The organism is Pseudoalteromonas sp. GB43, assembly GCF_054923805.1.
Genome location: NZ_JBPCHJ010000001.1, coordinates 1 through 14,479 on the forward strand (window position 1 = coordinate 1; position 14,479 = coordinate 14,479).

15 protein-coding genes, 1 tRNA gene and 2 pseudogenes are annotated in these 14,479 nt (G+C 39.8%); 13 read left to right on the forward strand and 5 right to left on the reverse strand.

What is annotated here, in order from left to right:
- The 7 genes and pseudogenes from ACRWSG_RS00005 to ACRWSG_RS00035 form a co-directional block, all read left to right on the forward strand.
- The coding region (locus ACRWSG_RS00005; protein WP_462165291.1) for an FAD-dependent oxidoreductase at positions 1-1,037 on the forward strand (1,037 nt) is incomplete at its 5' end.
- Between the two features lie 61 nt (positions 1,038-1,098).
- Positions 1,099-1,808 (forward strand): annotated as a pseudogene (locus ACRWSG_RS00010) (HvfX family Cu-binding RiPP maturation protein).
- 63 nt (positions 1,809-1,871) lie between these two features.
- Positions 1,872-2,420 carry an NAD(P)H nitroreductase gene (locus tag ACRWSG_RS00015; RefSeq protein ID WP_462165292.1) on the forward strand — a complete coding sequence of 183 codons (549 nt, stop codon included), beginning with the start codon at positions 1,872-1,874 and terminating at the stop codon, positions 2,418-2,420.
- Positions 2,421-2,619: 199 nt separating this feature from the next.
- The gene (locus ACRWSG_RS00020; RefSeq protein WP_054553932.1) at positions 2,620-2,997 is read left to right on the forward strand and encodes a hypothetical protein; all 378 of its coding nucleotides are present in this window, start codon (positions 2,620-2,622) and stop codon (positions 2,995-2,997) included.
- A gap of 73 nt (positions 2,998-3,070) precedes the next feature.
- Positions 3,071-3,161, forward strand: a tRNA-Ser gene (locus ACRWSG_RS00025).
- A gap of 108 nt (positions 3,162-3,269) precedes the next feature.
- Positions 3,270-3,614 (forward strand): hypothetical protein, encoded by a 345-nt coding sequence (locus ACRWSG_RS00030; protein ID WP_462165293.1) that lies wholly within the window; start codon positions 3,270-3,272, stop codon positions 3,612-3,614.
- Positions 3,615-3,687: 73 nt separating this feature from the next.
- Positions 3,688-4,305: an FKBP-type peptidyl-prolyl cis-trans isomerase gene (locus ACRWSG_RS00035; protein WP_054561418.1), complete on the forward strand. Its 618-nt coding sequence runs from the start codon at positions 3,688-3,690 to the stop codon at positions 4,303-4,305.
- Positions 4,306-4,373: 68 nt separating this feature from the next.
- Here ACRWSG_RS00035 and fur read toward each other — a convergent pair whose 3' ends face one another.
- The 5 genes and pseudogenes from fur to ACRWSG_RS00060 all read right to left on the reverse strand — a co-directional run bounded on the left by fur (position 4,374) and on the right by ACRWSG_RS00060 (position 6,915).
- Positions 4,374-4,817 (reverse strand): ferric iron uptake transcriptional regulator, encoded by a 444-nt coding sequence (fur, locus tag ACRWSG_RS00040; RefSeq protein WP_054561419.1) that lies wholly within the window; start codon positions 4,815-4,817, stop codon positions 4,374-4,376.
- Between the two features lie 190 nt (positions 4,818-5,007).
- Positions 5,008-5,534: pseudogene (gene fldA, locus ACRWSG_RS00045) on the reverse strand (flavodoxin FldA).
- 14 nt (positions 5,535-5,548) lie between these two features.
- On the reverse strand, positions 5,549-5,827 hold the full coding sequence (gene ybfE, locus ACRWSG_RS00050) for a LexA regulated protein (protein ID WP_004586673.1): 279 nt from the start codon (positions 5,825-5,827) through the stop codon (positions 5,549-5,551).
- A gap of 2 nt (positions 5,828-5,829) precedes the next feature.
- Entirely contained in the window at positions 5,830-6,051 is a 222-nt protein-coding gene (locus ACRWSG_RS00055) for a DUF2788 domain-containing protein (protein ID WP_462165294.1), read from the reverse strand.
- 99 nt (positions 6,052-6,150) lie between these two features.
- Positions 6,151-6,915 carry an alpha/beta fold hydrolase gene (locus ACRWSG_RS00060; protein ID WP_462165295.1) on the reverse strand — a complete coding sequence of 255 codons (765 nt, stop codon included), beginning with the start codon at positions 6,913-6,915 and terminating at the stop codon, positions 6,151-6,153.
- Positions 6,916-7,046: 131 nt separating this feature from the next.
- Here ACRWSG_RS00060 and seqA point away from each other — a divergent pair, with 131 nt between their 5' ends.
- The 6 genes from seqA to ACRWSG_RS00090 all read left to right on the forward strand — a co-directional run bounded on the left by seqA (position 7,047) and on the right by ACRWSG_RS00090 (position 14,476).
- Positions 7,047-7,649, forward strand: a complete 603-nt coding sequence (seqA, locus tag ACRWSG_RS00065; protein WP_054553926.1) for a replication initiation negative regulator SeqA — start codon at positions 7,047-7,049, stop codon at positions 7,647-7,649.
- A gap of 16 nt (positions 7,650-7,665) precedes the next feature.
- Positions 7,666-9,303, forward strand: coding sequence for a phosphoglucomutase (alpha-D-glucose-1,6-bisphosphate-dependent) (gene pgm / locus ACRWSG_RS00070; RefSeq protein WP_462165296.1), 1,638 nt, complete (start codon positions 7,666-7,668; stop codon positions 9,301-9,303).
- Positions 9,304-9,382: 79 nt separating this feature from the next.
- Entirely contained in the window at positions 9,383-10,438 is a 1,056-nt protein-coding gene (gene astE / locus ACRWSG_RS00075; protein WP_462165297.1) for a succinylglutamate desuccinylase, read from the forward strand.
- Between the two features lie 269 nt (positions 10,439-10,707).
- Positions 10,708-11,922 carry a thiamine pyrophosphate-dependent dehydrogenase E1 component subunit alpha gene (locus ACRWSG_RS00080; protein ID WP_462165298.1) on the forward strand — a complete coding sequence of 405 codons (1,215 nt, stop codon included), beginning with the start codon at positions 10,708-10,710 and terminating at the stop codon, positions 11,920-11,922.
- Positions 11,922-12,899 carry an alpha-ketoacid dehydrogenase subunit beta gene (locus tag ACRWSG_RS00085; RefSeq protein ID WP_058584964.1) on the forward strand — a complete coding sequence of 326 codons (978 nt, stop codon included), beginning with the start codon at positions 11,922-11,924 and terminating at the stop codon, positions 12,897-12,899. The genes ACRWSG_RS00080 and ACRWSG_RS00085 overlap by 1 nt, the downstream gene beginning before the upstream one ends.
- 8 nt (positions 12,900-12,907) lie before the next feature.
- On the forward strand, positions 12,908-14,476 hold the full coding sequence (locus ACRWSG_RS00090) for a dihydrolipoyllysine-residue acetyltransferase (protein WP_462165299.1): 1,569 nt from the start codon (positions 12,908-12,910) through the stop codon (positions 14,474-14,476).
- Positions 14,477-14,479: the final 3 nt, after the last annotated feature.

The following is a 14,479-nucleotide window of genomic DNA, read 5'->3' on the forward strand; positions in this document are numbered from 1 at the left end:
CTTTATTAGCAGACCCAGAGTTTTTCAATAAATACGTTAATAATAAGTCTGAGCAAATCAATATTTGTATTGGTTGTAATCAGGGCTGTTTAGACCATGTGTTTAAAAATAAACGTGCCACCTGTTTGGTTAACCCACAAGCGGCTTTTGAGTTAGATTACAGCCTTGAAAAAGCTCCATCTTCTCGATTAGTTCTGGTTGTGGGTGCTGGCCCTGCTGGCCTTGCTGCAAGTTGTTACTTAGCAGCGAAAGGTCACAAAGTGACTTTAATTGAACGTAAAGAACAAATGGGTGGCCAATTTAATTTAGCCATGCAAGTGCCGGGTAAAGAAGACTTTAACCATACCCTTAACTACTTTACTAATGAATTAAAGCGTTTAAATGTCGATTTACAACTCGGTACTGAATTTACTGACAATATGCTCAATCAATACGATGATGTTGTTTTTGCAACAGGCGTACGTCCGCGCGAAGCCAAAATAGAATGCGGTGATGGCAAACGTGTATTCGCTTATGATGAAGTAATTCGTGGTGAAGTAGAACTCGGTGAGAAAATTGCGATTCTAGGTGCCGGTGGTATCGGTTTTGATATGGTTGCCTTTTTAAGTGAACACAAAGGCCAAACAATTGAGCAATTCAAAACTCAATGGGGTATTGAGTGCGAAGCTGCGCCTGAAAAAGACAATCGTCAACTTTACATGCTTAAGCGAAGTGCAGGGCGTTTTGGTAGTGAACTGGGTAAAACAACGGGTTGGATCCACCGTCAAGTTGCCAAACAGCATGGTGTTAAACAAATCGCTGAGTGCCAATATCTAAGCTTTGATGAGCAAGGTTTGAAGATAACGGTAAAAGGTGAAGAGCAAATCCTCGATGTTGATACCGTGATTGCTTGTATTGGTCAGGTGTCAAATACTGAAACGTTCGACAATCAAACCGAAAACGCGAAAGTACACGTTATTGGTGGCGCAAAACTAGCTGCTGCTATCGATGCTAAACGTGCTATTTTTGAAGCGTTACAAGTCGCTCGTAAAATTTAATTGAAAGAAAACTAGAAAACGTGCGGTCTGTGTGATTAATCTATTTAGTCACGAGACCGCTATGTTGAACACACACCTAATACCCCTTTACCAATACACCTTAAAGAAACTGCACTTTTTAGATGGACTACCGAATCTATTAATTCGCTTGATTTTAGCCCCAGTGATGATCATTGCAGGCTTTAATAAGCTTGCTTTAAGCGGTGATGTTACTCATTTTTATCAATACTTTTTAGCATCTGAAGATATTGTTGCATGGTTTGGAAATAGTGACTGGGGTTTAGGTTTACCCATGCCCTCTGTATTGGCCTTTTTAGCTGCATGGACTGAGTTTTTAGGGGGATCTTTATATTATTGGGTTTATTTACTCGTTTAACCGCAATTCCTTTGATGATCACCATGCTGGTTGCAGCGACAACAGTGCATGCCAGTAATGGCTGGTTTGCTGTAACACCTACCGATGCCAGCACCAGCCCAGCGAGAGTACTCAATTGGCTTGAAATACCTGGTAGTGAAGCTAGCCTAGTTAATTCTGATGAAGCCAGCGAAAGATTAACCAAAATGCGTGAGTTGCTAGAAACGCATGGTTATACAGAGTACCTCTATGCGAAAGGAAAACCTGTGATCTTAAATAATGGTATTGAGTTTTCTGCCATATATTTTGTTATGTTATTGAGTTTATTTTTTACAGGGGGTGGTCGTTACGTTAGTTTAGATTATTGGTTAACTAGAAAAGTATCGAATAGCTTTCTTGCTCATAAAGATAAATGATAAGCTTGGGTTTTCTGCCCCGATTATTAAGGGGCGTCGTACTTAAGCATTTACGGAATATTCATGGACGCTTTAACGCTATTACAAACTCGACAATCAGATCCTCGCCTTATCGCACCTGGACCTACTGCAGAACAACTTGAAATTATTAAGCGAGCGGCCATTAAAGTGCCTGATCATGGCTGTATTGCTCCTTGGCGATTTATTGTCGTTGAAGGCGATGCACGTAATAAATTAGGCAATATCTATCATCAGGCCACTGTTGCTGAAAACCAAGATGATAGAACCATTGAGCGCGCTAAAGAACTACCGCTGCGATCTCCGATGATGATCATTGCCATTGCAGATGTAACTGAAAACCCAAAAGTGCCACGTATTGAACAAGTACAAAGTGCAGGCTGCGCTGTACTTGCAATGCAACAAGCGGCATTCGCCCAAGGTTTAGGGGGGATTTGGCGCACAGGTTATTTTGCACAGAGCCCAGCTGTTAAAGCGGCACTCGGTTGTAAAGAACAAGATGAGATTGTTGGTTACCTCTATTTAGGTACGCCAGAAATAGACATTAAAAAACCTATCAGACACAAGCCAGAGACGTTTTTTGAGAATTTATAAATAGTAGGAACTTTTTTGCAGTTAAGCAGTCAGACACTATTAAGCTTACTTATGTTAGTTTTTTTAGATTTAGCTTAGCTGTAAGAAGCGCACGGATGCAAAAAACGAAATAATTCTTCTTCAGTGTGTTTTTTAATCGGTTATTTTTTGTTAACGTATGGAAAGTCTTAAAAAAATAACGATAAAGAAGACGAGAACAATGGGAAACTTATTTTTACGTGAAAAAGAAAATTGGTTCGCTTGGTCAATTTGGGGCTTAGTTGGCGCTGTTGTCACATTTTTTGTTGCCATGTCTACAAAACAACCTCATTACCTTGGCTTGTCTGCTGTAGTGGTATTACTTCTATTGACATGGTGGATGCAAAGCACTAAACGTTTCGATTTCGGCCGCGCTTTTAAAATTTGTTGCTACGTTTTAACGATCACCTGCTTACCCGCCTTCGCATTAGTTATTGTACCGAGTTATAACCTCAATAAAATTGACGTAATAGTGCAGGGCTCAGGTTTTGCAATTGTTAGTTTAATTGTTTGTTTAGTTTGCTCTTTAATCGCAAAGCGTCCGAAGCAGTACTATTAAAATTACTTTTTTAAAGTTTTTTACATTTAAGGCTTTACAACGAACGCAGTAAACACTATTATGCGCGCCGTACGGAGAGATGGCAGAGTGGTCGAATGCACCGGTCTTGAAAACCGGCAGGGGTTTGTAGCCCCTCTAGGGTTCAAATCCCTATCTCTCCACCATTATTTAGAAAAACCGCCTTTAGGGCGGTTTTTTGCTATCTGGAGATAAGTAATGTCGGCAAGCGAGTCTTCTTCTACACTAATGCGCATTGTTAAACATGTTCTGCTTTGGTGTATCTTTTCTTATTTTTATCACAGCGGGATCAATGTACTTGTAGCTATGACCATGATGCGCAGCCTGATTACGGGCTAATATCTTCAATCGCTTATGGTATTGGGTTTAATGTGTTAGTAGGGCACCTTATTGGCAAATACGACAAGCATTGGCCTGTTATTGCAGCATGTGTGATTTCTACTGTGGGTCTTATTGCTGTGCCTTTAATTATGTTAGGCAAAGATGGTTTAATGAGCGGCTTTTTTATTGCTTCGATGATCGCTACATTACCTGTTGCGACATTTGTAATTGATAAAATAAAGCAGCGAATTAGTGCAAACACTGAGCAAACGCAGTAAAACTAGGCGATATTCGTTGTTTTTTTATGTTAGTATGAGCACGTCTTTTAACTAAATAAACGTGAATTAAAACATGTCAGATAATTTTACAACAGACGCTGAAAAAGCAAGTTACGGTATTGGTTTACAAATGGGTGAGCAATTAAAAGCGAATCCATTCGAAGGTTTAAACTTAAATTCTGTATTTGAAGGTATGAAAGACGCATACACTGGTAATGATTTCCAAGTTGAAATCCCAGAAATTCAAGCAGCTTTTGAGAAAATCAACGCTGAGATCCAAGCTCGTCGTGAAGAAGAAGCTAAAGTTCTTGCAGCTGAAGGTATTGCATTCTTAGAAGAAAATGCAAAACGTCCTGAAGTAACAGTAACTGAATCAGGTCTTCAATACGAAGTACTTACTGCAGGCGACGGTGAAAAACCAACTGCAGATTCAACAATCCGTGCACACTACCACGGTACACTAATCAACGGTACAGTATTTGACAGCTCATACGAGCGTGGTCAACCAGCTGAATTCCCAGTTGGCGGTGTAATCAAAGGTTGGACTGAAGCAGTGCAAATGATGGGTACTGGTTCTAAGTGGCGTTTATACGTACCACACGAACTTGCTTACGGTGAGCGCGGTGCTGGTGCAGCAATCGCTCCTTTCTCAACGTTAATCTTTGACGTTGAGCTATTAGAAATCATCTAATCGATTTCAAATAGATATAAAAAAACCTGCTTTAAGCAGGTTTTTTTATATCTGAATCAAATAGCTAATTAGCTATTTGATTCAGCGTATTCTTTACACGCAGCAGTGTCTTCACATTCACCATATAGGTAAAGAGAGTGGTTCGTCAGTTTAATACCATTCTCTGTTGCGATTTCTTCTTGACGACGTTCAATAGTGTCGTCTTCAAACTCAACTACCTTACCACATTTTAGGCACACTAAGTGGTCATGGTGAGTGCTACCTGATAATTCAAATACTGACTTGCCGCCTTCGAAGTGGTGGCGAGATACAATACCTGCATCATCAAATTGGTTAAGAACACGGTAGACAGTTGCAAGACCAATCTCTTCGCCTTTGTCTAAAAGAATTTTATAGACATCTTCAGCGCTGATGTGTTGGTTGTCTGGAGATTGTAGAATCTCTAAAATTTTAATACGTGGCAAGGTTACTTTTAACCCTGCTTTTTTTAATTCCAAGTTGTGATCAGTCATTCAATCTGTCTCAATTTTATTTAGTTATACTAGGCATCATCAAGATGCACACGACACATTAGCAACTATTAGAATAACGTGCCTAGTTACTAAGTGCAAAGAACAATTCGTCTATTTGCCGATTTTTCAAACAAAAATGAACTGGTTGTGCATCTTTACATCAGCTAGTAAATGCGAGTAGTACTTGTTATTAATCAGCAAGTTCCGCTAAACACATTTCGTCATAAACCTGAGCACACCAGTCTTTAACACGCTTTTCAGTAAGCTCTGGTTGACGGTCTTCATCAATACCAAGGCCAACAAAGTTGCTGTCATCTACGAGTGCTTTTGAAGCTTCAAAGTCGTAGCCTTCAGTTGACCAATGACCACTACGATTGCGCCACGCTCAGTAACGATATCGTTGATCATGCCCATTGCATCTAAGAAGTACTCTGCATAGTCTTCTTGGTCACCGCAGCCGAAAATAGCAACAAGTTTACCTTCGAAGTCAACTTCTTCTAATTCAGGGAAAAAATCATCCCAGTCACATTGAGCTTCACCGTAGTACCAAGTTGGAATACCGAATAACAATAAATCGAATTCAGCAATCTCTTCTTTAGAACTTTTTGCAATGTCGTGAACAGCAACAAGCTTTTTACCTAATTCTTTTTGAATCATTTTAGCTACGTGTTCAGTATTGCCTGTGTCACTTCCGAAAAAAATACCTACGCTTGACATGGATTTAAAACCTTCTATCTATCAATAGCCAATCTTTCTTGTAAAATTGTTTCAATCAACGCGCTACGGCTAATATTCTGCGCATCTGCCATATCGCTTAATGCTTGATATAACTGTGATGAAACCTTAAATTCTACACGCTTTAAACCACGTGCTTTATCTCGTTTTATTTGATTACGTTTATTTACTTTTAATTGCATATCGCGAGGTAGGGGATTTGTTTTCGGCCTACCTGGACGCTTTTCGTATTCAAATAAATCGGGTGTTGTTCTATCTGTTTCTGACTTTGCCATGTCTAGCCCACACCTGCGCCTTGCCAGAAGGCTTGAATAAGTCCTTTCGCTATAAACCCAGAACAGCCTAAAAATAGCACTAACCAAACGATGTATCGGCCAAATCGTGGTACATCACCTTTTTTAAGGACGTCTTGAATTGCCATTCCAATAAAAAAGAAAATACCGGCTAAGCCAAAATACAACCCTAAGGTATCAAATTCGTTAATTAACTGACTGACCATCAACGTATAAACCTTTAAATTAAACGGCGCGTACTATACCACACAAATTTGTAATAATTTAGTGCGCACGATCAAAAACAGCGAATTTAATCAGCCCTATTAATGAGCTAAAAAATCGCTGATTGCTTTATTAACAGCAAGTGGTTTTTGGGCATGTAGCCAGTGACCAGCACCATGAATAATTTTTGCTTTTGCATTAGGGAACAACGCCATAATAGCAGGGCGGTGCTCTGCTAAAATGTAGTCAGAATCATTACCTTTAATGAACAAAGTATCACATAAACAAGAATCATTTTCACTAACTTGCGCTAAAATATTTTCATATTGCTGGTATAAAACAGCTAAATTAAAGCGCCATTGATAGTGACCTTCATCATTTTTAGCAAAGCTTTTTAATAAAAATTGACGTACGCCCATTTCCTCAATGTGCTTGGCAAGTATTTCATCAGCCGATTTTCTATCTGTGATATTAGACTGTGCAACTTCGTTTAGGCCTGCAAAAATGGCACTGTGGCGAGGGTTATTAGCAACAGGAGAAATATCTAACACGACAAGCTTATCGATAAGTGAAGGGTGATTAAGTGCTAATTGCATGGCCACTTTGCCACCCATTGAATGACCTATGATGTGCGCTTTACTAATAGTTAGATGTTCAAGTAACTCACTGACATCTTTAGCCATAGCATGATAATTCATGGTATCGCTATGGAATGATTTACCGTGGTTACGTAAATCGATATTCGTTACACGATAATTTTCAGCTAATGCTTTTGCGATTACATTGAGGTTTTCAAGTGAGCCAAACAAACCGTGGATCAATACAACGTCTGAACCTTGACCCATTTGTTGGTAGTTTAATAGCATTTTCAACTCCTATTTTTAATGGCAGTATTTTGCCTAGTGAAATTACAAAATGCAAAACATAGAGAATTGCTGCGAGCTTAGGTATAATCATTGAGAACTTTTAAAATGTGACCCGTAAAGACAGGAATAACATGAAAAAAATCGACATAGACGACGAGTTATATCAATACATTGCAAGCAACACGCAAAGTATTGGTGAAAGTGCATCAACCATTTTGCGTCGTTTATTAAACCTCTCTGATGGCACCAATGCCCCAGTTGAAACAACTACTAAAACTGAACAAGAAACCCCAGTTGTTGAAGTACAAGAACAAGCAGAACAAGAATCAAGCCCTGAACCTAGCAACGAAAATGTTGAAGAGGCTGCAGAAACTGTCACAGCATCGACACAAGTGAAAGGTAATGTGTTTAATGTATTAAACAAAGAAGAGCTGGCAATGCAAAAAGGTGTTGTTGGTCGATTCTTATTTATACTTGCTGCTTTATATAGAACGCATAAAAAAGATTTTGCTAACGTGCTTGAAATTAAAGGCCGTGATCGAGTTTATTTTGCCACAAGCAAAGAAGCACTGCTGGAAAGCGGTAGCAGCATGAATCCAAAAAATATCACTGATACTGAGTATTGGGTGATGACAAATTCAAATACAACCAGAAAAAAAATGATGCTTCACGAAGTAGCACTGTGCTTAGGCTACAGCGCAGATGAAGCAGAAAAAATTCGTGATTACTTATAATCCATAAGGAAATAATATGGCGATTCATCCAGATGCAGGTAAACCTGCACCGCAATCAAGCTTAGTGAATGTACCAAAACTGATCTCGGCTTATTACTTAAATGAACCTGACCTAGAACAAAACCCAGAACATTGTGTTGCTTTTGGTACGTCTGGCCATCGTGGTTGTTCTTTCGATGTAAAATTTAATGAATCGCATATTTTAGCGATCACTCAAGCAATTTGTGATTACCGTAAAGAAAACAATATTTTTGGCCCACTTTTCTTAGGTAAAGATACACATGCATTGAGTGAAGCGGCTTTTAACTCTGCTATTGAAGTACTTGTTGCAAACGAAGTGCAAGTCATTGCACAAGAAAATGACGATTACACGCCAACGCCGGTAATTAGTCATGCTGTTGTTTGCCATAACAAAGAAAACCCAAATGAACTTGCTGATGGTATTGTGGTAACGCCTTCACATAATCCGCCAGAAGACGGTGGTTTTAAATATAACCCGCCAAATGGTGGCCCTGCAGATACTGATGTTACTAAGTGGATTGAAGACAGAGCAAATCAATTACTTTTAGAAGACTTAGTTGAAGTAGAGTTATTTCCATATGCTAAAGCATCACGTTCTGGTTTTATTAAGTACCAAGACTTAATTACTCCTTATGTTGATGACTTAGTTAATATCGTTAATCTAAAAGCAATTAGCGATGCGAAAATCAAAATTGGTGTGGATCCACTTGGTGGTTCTGGTATCAACTTTTGGCCAGTCATTGCAGAAAAATATAATTTAGACTTAGCGGTCGTAAATGAGTCTGTTGACCCAACATTTTCGTTTATGCCTTTAGATAAAGACGGCAAAATCCGTATGGATTGTTCATCACCTTATGCAATGACAAACCTTATTGCATTAAAAGATGACTATGATATCGGTATTGGTAACGACCCTGATTATGACCGCCATGGTATCGTTACACCTGACGGCTTAATGAATCCAAATCACTTTTTAGCAGTTGCAATTGACTACTTATTAAATAACCGTGAATGGTCAAAAGAGGTCGCAATTGGTAAAACGCTCGTATCTAGCGGCATGATTGATAAAGTCGTTGCACGTAATAACCGCGAAGTAAAAGAAGTACCGGTAGGCTTTAAATGGTTTGTTGAAGTTCTAAGCAAAGGTACCCTTGCTTTCGGTGGTGAAGAAAGTGCTGGGGCGTCATTCTTACGCTTTGATGGTACAGTTTGGAACACTGATAAAGATGGTTTCATCTTAGGTCTACTTGCTGCAGAGATTTTAGCTGTAACAGGTAAAACACCATCACAGCTTTATAAAGAACTTGAGCAAGAGTTCGGTGCGCCTATTTATAAACGTATTGATGCGCCAGCTAATGCAGAACAAAAATCACGTTTAAAAGCGTTATCAGCGGATGATGTAACTGCAAGTACCTTAGCGGGTGATGCCATTACGCAAAAACTAACCCATGCTCCTGGTAATAACGCTGCTATCGGCGGTTTAAAAGTTGTTACTGAAAACGGTTGGTTTGCTGCACGCCCATCTGGCACTGAAGACATCTATAAAATTTACCTTGAATCATTCAAAGGTGAAGAACATTTAGCATTATTAGAAAAAGAAGCGAAAAAGCTGGTTGATTCAGTAATTAGCTAATTCCTCTTTTACCTATTAAAACGGCTGAGTTTCTCAGCCGTTTTTGTATTCTACTCTCACGCATTTTTAGGATAGAACAATGAGCTATTCAACGCCTTCATATCTCGAACAATTAAAAAGTACTGGCGACTTTTTAACCCTGACCCGTAACAATGAATTTTCACTCGAACCTTGTGCATTTACCCTTGAAAACGGTACTGATGTCACTGTTCACGACACGGGTATCATTGAGTTTCAACCTGCGAAGCAGATAAACAAAGATATTGTACTTTCAAGTGCGGTACATGGTAACGAAACTGCGCCAATTGAAATCTGCGATCATTTAATCAAGTCAATCATTACAGAACAACTTACCTTGCAGCAGCGTGTACTGTTTATTTATGGTAATCCTAAATCTATTAATATCGGTAAGCGTTTTGTAGATGAAAACTTAAACCGTTTGTTTAATGGTCATCATACTGTAGAAGGCATTGCTTCAAACCCTGAGCGAGTTCGTGCAAAGCTACTTGAAGACGTTGTTACTGATTTCTTTGCTAGAGGCAACCAGGACAGTGAGCGTTTTCATTATGATCTTCACACAGCAATTCGTGGCTCTAAAAATGAAAAGTTCGCAGTGTATCCTTTCTTACATGGTAAACCGTGGAAAAAATCACAACTGCAATTTTTACTTAGCTGTGGCGTAAACACGGTACTAATGATGAAATCAGCGGCAACTACCTTCAGTTACTACTCGTCGTTTGTACATGGAGCTGACTCATTTACGGTAGAACTTGGCCAAGTAAAACCATTTGGCGAAAACGACATGTCGCGATTTGAGAAAACCAAACAAACCTTAATTGCATTAATTAGTCAAAAATCTGTTGAATATAAAGAATTCAATGCAGAAGATTTCGAGTTGTTTTCTGTATATAGAACAATAAACCGTACTTGCGAAGACTTTAGTTTTCCATTTGCTGATGATGTGGAAAATTTCACCGGTTTCGCAAAGGGCGAATTAATGGCAACTGATGGTCAGACCAGATATGAAGCGGAAGTAGACGGTGAAGCTATTATCTTCCCAAACGCTGATGTAGCCTTAGGTCAGCGTGCTTTGCTTACCGTTATTCCAATGCAAGTTGATAGCAACTTTATTTAAAATCTCTGCATTAACACCCATCTAAATTTAGTTAACTATATGACTATAAAGAATTTATCTTGTTGTATAGTTAACTTTCCATGCGTTTTTAGCCATTTGTCATCTATTCGTCTATGATTAGTTGAATAACAACTTACGTTAACGTAAAGTGACGGCAGTTTAATTTAATTAGATTGAATATTGCGCAAACTTTATCCTTACAGCTCATGCTGATAAAAATATAATTAAGGGCAGTAGCGTAGGTTTCTGACAACGAAAGAAGGTAGGTTATGAGTAATCCAAATAACGTATCGCTAAACATTAATCATGAACTGTCATTTATTGATGGTCACGCATTAACGATCCCTACATTAAGTATTCTTAATGAGGAAGGCGACATCTACGAAGGTGCAACCGCACCTGATATCGACAAAGCAACGGCAATCCGTCTATATGAAACAATGCGTTTTATTAGAGCACTTGATGAGCGTATGCAAGCAGCACAGCGTCAAGGCCGTGTTAGCTTTTATATGCAATGTCTAGGCGAAGAAGCGGCTGTAACAGCATCAGCTGCAGCGCTTGATCAAAACGATATGATCATGGCCCAATACCGTGAGCAAGCAGCTTTACGTTATCGTGGTTTTAGCCTTGACCAATTCATGAATCAAATGTTCTCAAATGAAAAAGATTTGGGTAAAGGTCGCCAAATGCCAATTCACTATGGCTCACGCGAACTTAACTACATGACTATTTCATCACCGCTTGGTACACAAATTCCGCAAGCAACAGGTTATGCATATGGTCAAAAAGTTCGTCATATTGATGCCCAAACCGGTGAGTTAAACAGCACTATTGATAACATCACTATTTGTTACTTTGGTGAAGGCGCTGCGTCTGAAGGTGATTTCCATGCTGGTTTAAATATGGCCGCAGTTCATGAAGCACCGGTAATTTTCTTTGCTCGTAACAATGGTTATGCGATTTCTACACCTGCTGATGAGCAATTTAAAGGTGATGGTATTGCATCACGTGGTGTTGGCTATGGCATTACAACAATTCGTGTTGATGGTGCTGATGCACTTGCTGTTTATGCAGCAACGAAAAAAGCCCGTGAAATTGCAACGACTAAAGGTGAACCTGTTTTAATTGAATCGATTGCCTATCGTCTTGGCGCTCACTCAACCAGTGACGATCCAAGCGGTTACCGTACAAAAGATGAAGAAGCAAAACATAAAGGCTGTCCAATCGAGCGTTTCCGTAAGTGGTTATTAAAACAAGGTTGGTTAGACGAAGCGCAAGACGCAAAAGACAAAGAAACAATTCGTGAAGAAATTTTAGCGGCTCTTAAACGCGCTGAAAAAGTAGCAAAACCATCATTAGAAGACCTTATTTCTGATGTGTATGATAAGCCAATCCCATCACTGCAAAAACAATATGAAGAACTAAAAGAGCACATTTTGCAGCATCCTGATGCTTATCCAACAACTGCAGGGAGATTAAAGTAATGGCTAAAATGAACATGCTTCATGCAATTAACTCTGCCCTTGATATCACCATGGCAGAGCATCCAAATGCATGTATTTTTGGTGAAGACGTTGGTTATTTTGGTGGTGTATTCCGTGCTACATCTGGCTTACAAGAAAAATATGGTAAGCATCGTGTGTTCAATACTCCGTTAACTGAGCAAGGTATTTTAGGTTTTGCTAATGGTTTAGCGGCGTTCGGTGCCCCTGCATTAGCTGAAATTCAATTTGCTGATTATATTTTCCCTGCATTTGACCAAATCGTGAATGAATCAGCTAAATTCCGTTACCGTAGTGGTAATGAATTTAATGTTGGCAATCTAACAATCCGTACACCATACGGTGGTGGTATTGCAGGTGGTTTATATCACTCACAATCACCAGAAGCTTATTTTGCTCACACACCTGGTTTAAAGTTAGTTGTGCCACGTAACCCATACCAAGCAAAAGGTTTGCTTCGTGCATCAATTAAAGATGATAACCCTGTTATTTTCTTTGAGCCGAAACGTTTGTACCGTGCATCAACAGGTGAAGTGCCAGAAGAAGATTACAGCATCGAGCTCGGTAAAGCTGAAATCGTTCAAGAAGGCACTGATGTCACTGTACTTGCTTGGGGTGCTCAGATGGAAATCATCGAAGACGCCGCTAAAAAAGCTGCAGAGCAAGGTATTAGCTGTGAAGTGATCGACTTACGTACCATTTTACCATGGGATGTTGAGACCATTGCTAAATCAGTGACTAAAACAGGTCGTTTAGTGGTAAGCCACGAGGCACCAATCACGAATGGTTTTGGTGCAGAAATCGTTGCAACAATTCAACAAGAGTGTTTCTTACACCTTGAATCGCCAATTGCTCGCGTGTGTGGTTTAGATACGCCATACCCATTAGCACTTGAAAAAGAATATGTGCCGGATGCACTTAAAGTGCTTGCTGCGATCAAGCAATCAGTAGAGTTTTAGGAGTCAGTATGTCTAAAGATTTTATCTTGCCAGATATCGGCGAAGGCATCGTAGAGTGTGAAATTGTTGAATGGTTAGTTGCAGAAGGCGATTCTGTAAAAGAAGACCAGCCTATTTGTGATGTTATGACCGACAAGGCGCTTGTGCAAATTCCTGCTGTTCATGATGGTGTGATCAGTAAGCTCTATTATGCAAAAGGGGATATTGCGAAAGTACATGCACCATTATTTGCAATGGATGTTGATGGCGAAGCACCAACACAAAGTGAAGAAGTTCAAGCTCCTGTAGCAGCTGAAGCATCATCTGAGGCGGCTGAGCACTTAGAAGATTTCATTTTACCCGATATAGGTGAAGGGATCGTTGAGTGTGAAATCGTTGAGTGGTTAGTGAGTGAAGGCGATGAAATTGTAGAAGACCAAGCTGTGTGTGATGTAATGACAGACAAAGCATTGGTGCAAATTCCGGCTAAATACACAGGTAAAGTTGAAAAGCTTTATTATCAAAAGGGTGATATTGCAGCGGTTCACAGCCCATTATTCCAAATGAGCATTGCCGGCCAAAGTGCAGAGCCAGATGTAAGTTCTGCGGTAGTTAAAGCACAAACAAATGCAGCAACTAAACCAGCACAGAAACCTGCGGCTTCAGCAAGTGAAACTAAACAACTTAATAAGAAAGCGGTTGCTTCACCTGCTGTGCGTCGTAAAGCCCGCGAACTTGATGTTGATTTAACGCAAGTACCAGGCTCTGGTAAAAACGGCCGTATTTATAAACAAGATATCGAAGATTTCTTGAATGAAACACCAAGCCAAGCAGCATCACAACAAGCTTCGCCAAAAGCGGCAGAGCCTGTATCAACGGTGGTGTCTTCTGGTGGCAGTCGCGTAGAGCCTATTAAAGGCATTAAAGCGGCAATGGCTAAGCAAATGGTTGCTTCAGTTTCGACAATTCCTCACTTTACTTTCTGTGATGAAATTGACCTCACTAAACTAATTGCAATGCGCAGTGAGCTCAAAGAGCAGTATAAGCAGCAGGGTGTTAAGCTCACTATGATGCCGTTCTTTATCAAAGCACTGTCGTTAGCGATTAAGCAATTCCCAGTACTAAACTCGCAAGTAAATGATGATTGCAGCGAGCTAACTTACTTTGATGATCATAACATCGGTATGGCGGTTGATTCTAAGATTGGTTTGCTTGTACCAAACATTAAATCATGCCAGTCAAAGAGTATCGTAGATGTTGCAAACGAAGTGACCCGCTTAACTGAAGCAGCACGTGATGGTCGTGTTTCACCGGATGATTTGAAAGGCGGCACTATTAGCATTTCTAACATCGGTGCGATTGGCGGCACAATTGCAACCCCGATCATCAATAAACCTGAGGTAGCGATTGTTGCTTTAGGTAAACTGCAGCATTTACCTCGCTTTGATGCACAAGGTAATGTGATTTCAGCAGCAATTATGCAAGTAAGCTGGTCTGGTGACCACCGAGTGATTGATGGCGGAACAATTGCCCGCTTCAATAACTTATGGAAGTCTTACTTAGAAGACCCTGCAAAAATGATGATGGCGATGAGCTAAATC

Excerpts from the sequence above, each read along its gene's own strand:
- ACRWSG_RS00015 (WP_462165292.1), top strand. The coding sequence starts at position 1,872 with ATGGACGCTTTAACGCTATTACAAACTCGACAATCAGATCCTCGCCTT.
- ACRWSG_RS00020 (WP_054553932.1), top strand. The coding sequence starts at position 2,620 with ATGGGAAACTTATTTTTACGTGAAAAAGAAAATTGGTTCGCTTGGTCA.
- ACRWSG_RS00035 (WP_054561418.1), top strand. The coding sequence starts at position 3,688 with ATGTCAGATAATTTTACAACAGACGCTGAAAAAGCAAGTTACGGTATT.
- fur (WP_054561419.1), bottom strand. The coding sequence starts at position 4,817 with ATGACTGATCACAACTTGGAATTAAAAAAAGCAGGGTTAAAAGTAACC.
- ybfE (WP_004586673.1), bottom strand. The coding sequence starts at position 5,827 with ATGGCAAAGTCAGAAACAGATAGAACAACACCCGATTTATTTGAATAC.
- ACRWSG_RS00055 (WP_462165294.1), bottom strand. The coding sequence starts at position 6,051 with ATGGTCAGTCAGTTAATTAACGAATTTGATACCTTAGGGTTGTATTTT.
- ACRWSG_RS00060 (WP_462165295.1), bottom strand. The coding sequence starts at position 6,915 with ATGCTATTAAACTACCAACAAATGGGTCAAGGTTCAGACGTTGTATTG.
- seqA (WP_054553926.1), top strand. The coding sequence starts at position 7,047 with ATGAAAAAAATCGACATAGACGACGAGTTATATCAATACATTGCAAGC.
- pgm (WP_462165296.1), top strand. The coding sequence starts at position 7,666 with ATGGCGATTCATCCAGATGCAGGTAAACCTGCACCGCAATCAAGCTTA.
- astE (WP_462165297.1), top strand. The coding sequence starts at position 9,383 with ATGAGCTATTCAACGCCTTCATATCTCGAACAATTAAAAAGTACTGGC.
- ACRWSG_RS00080 (WP_462165298.1), top strand. The coding sequence starts at position 10,708 with ATGAGTAATCCAAATAACGTATCGCTAAACATTAATCATGAACTGTCA.
- ACRWSG_RS00085 (WP_058584964.1), top strand. The coding sequence starts at position 11,922 with ATGGCTAAAATGAACATGCTTCATGCAATTAACTCTGCCCTTGATATC.
- ACRWSG_RS00090 (WP_462165299.1), top strand. The coding sequence starts at position 12,908 with ATGTCTAAAGATTTTATCTTGCCAGATATCGGCGAAGGCATCGTAGAG.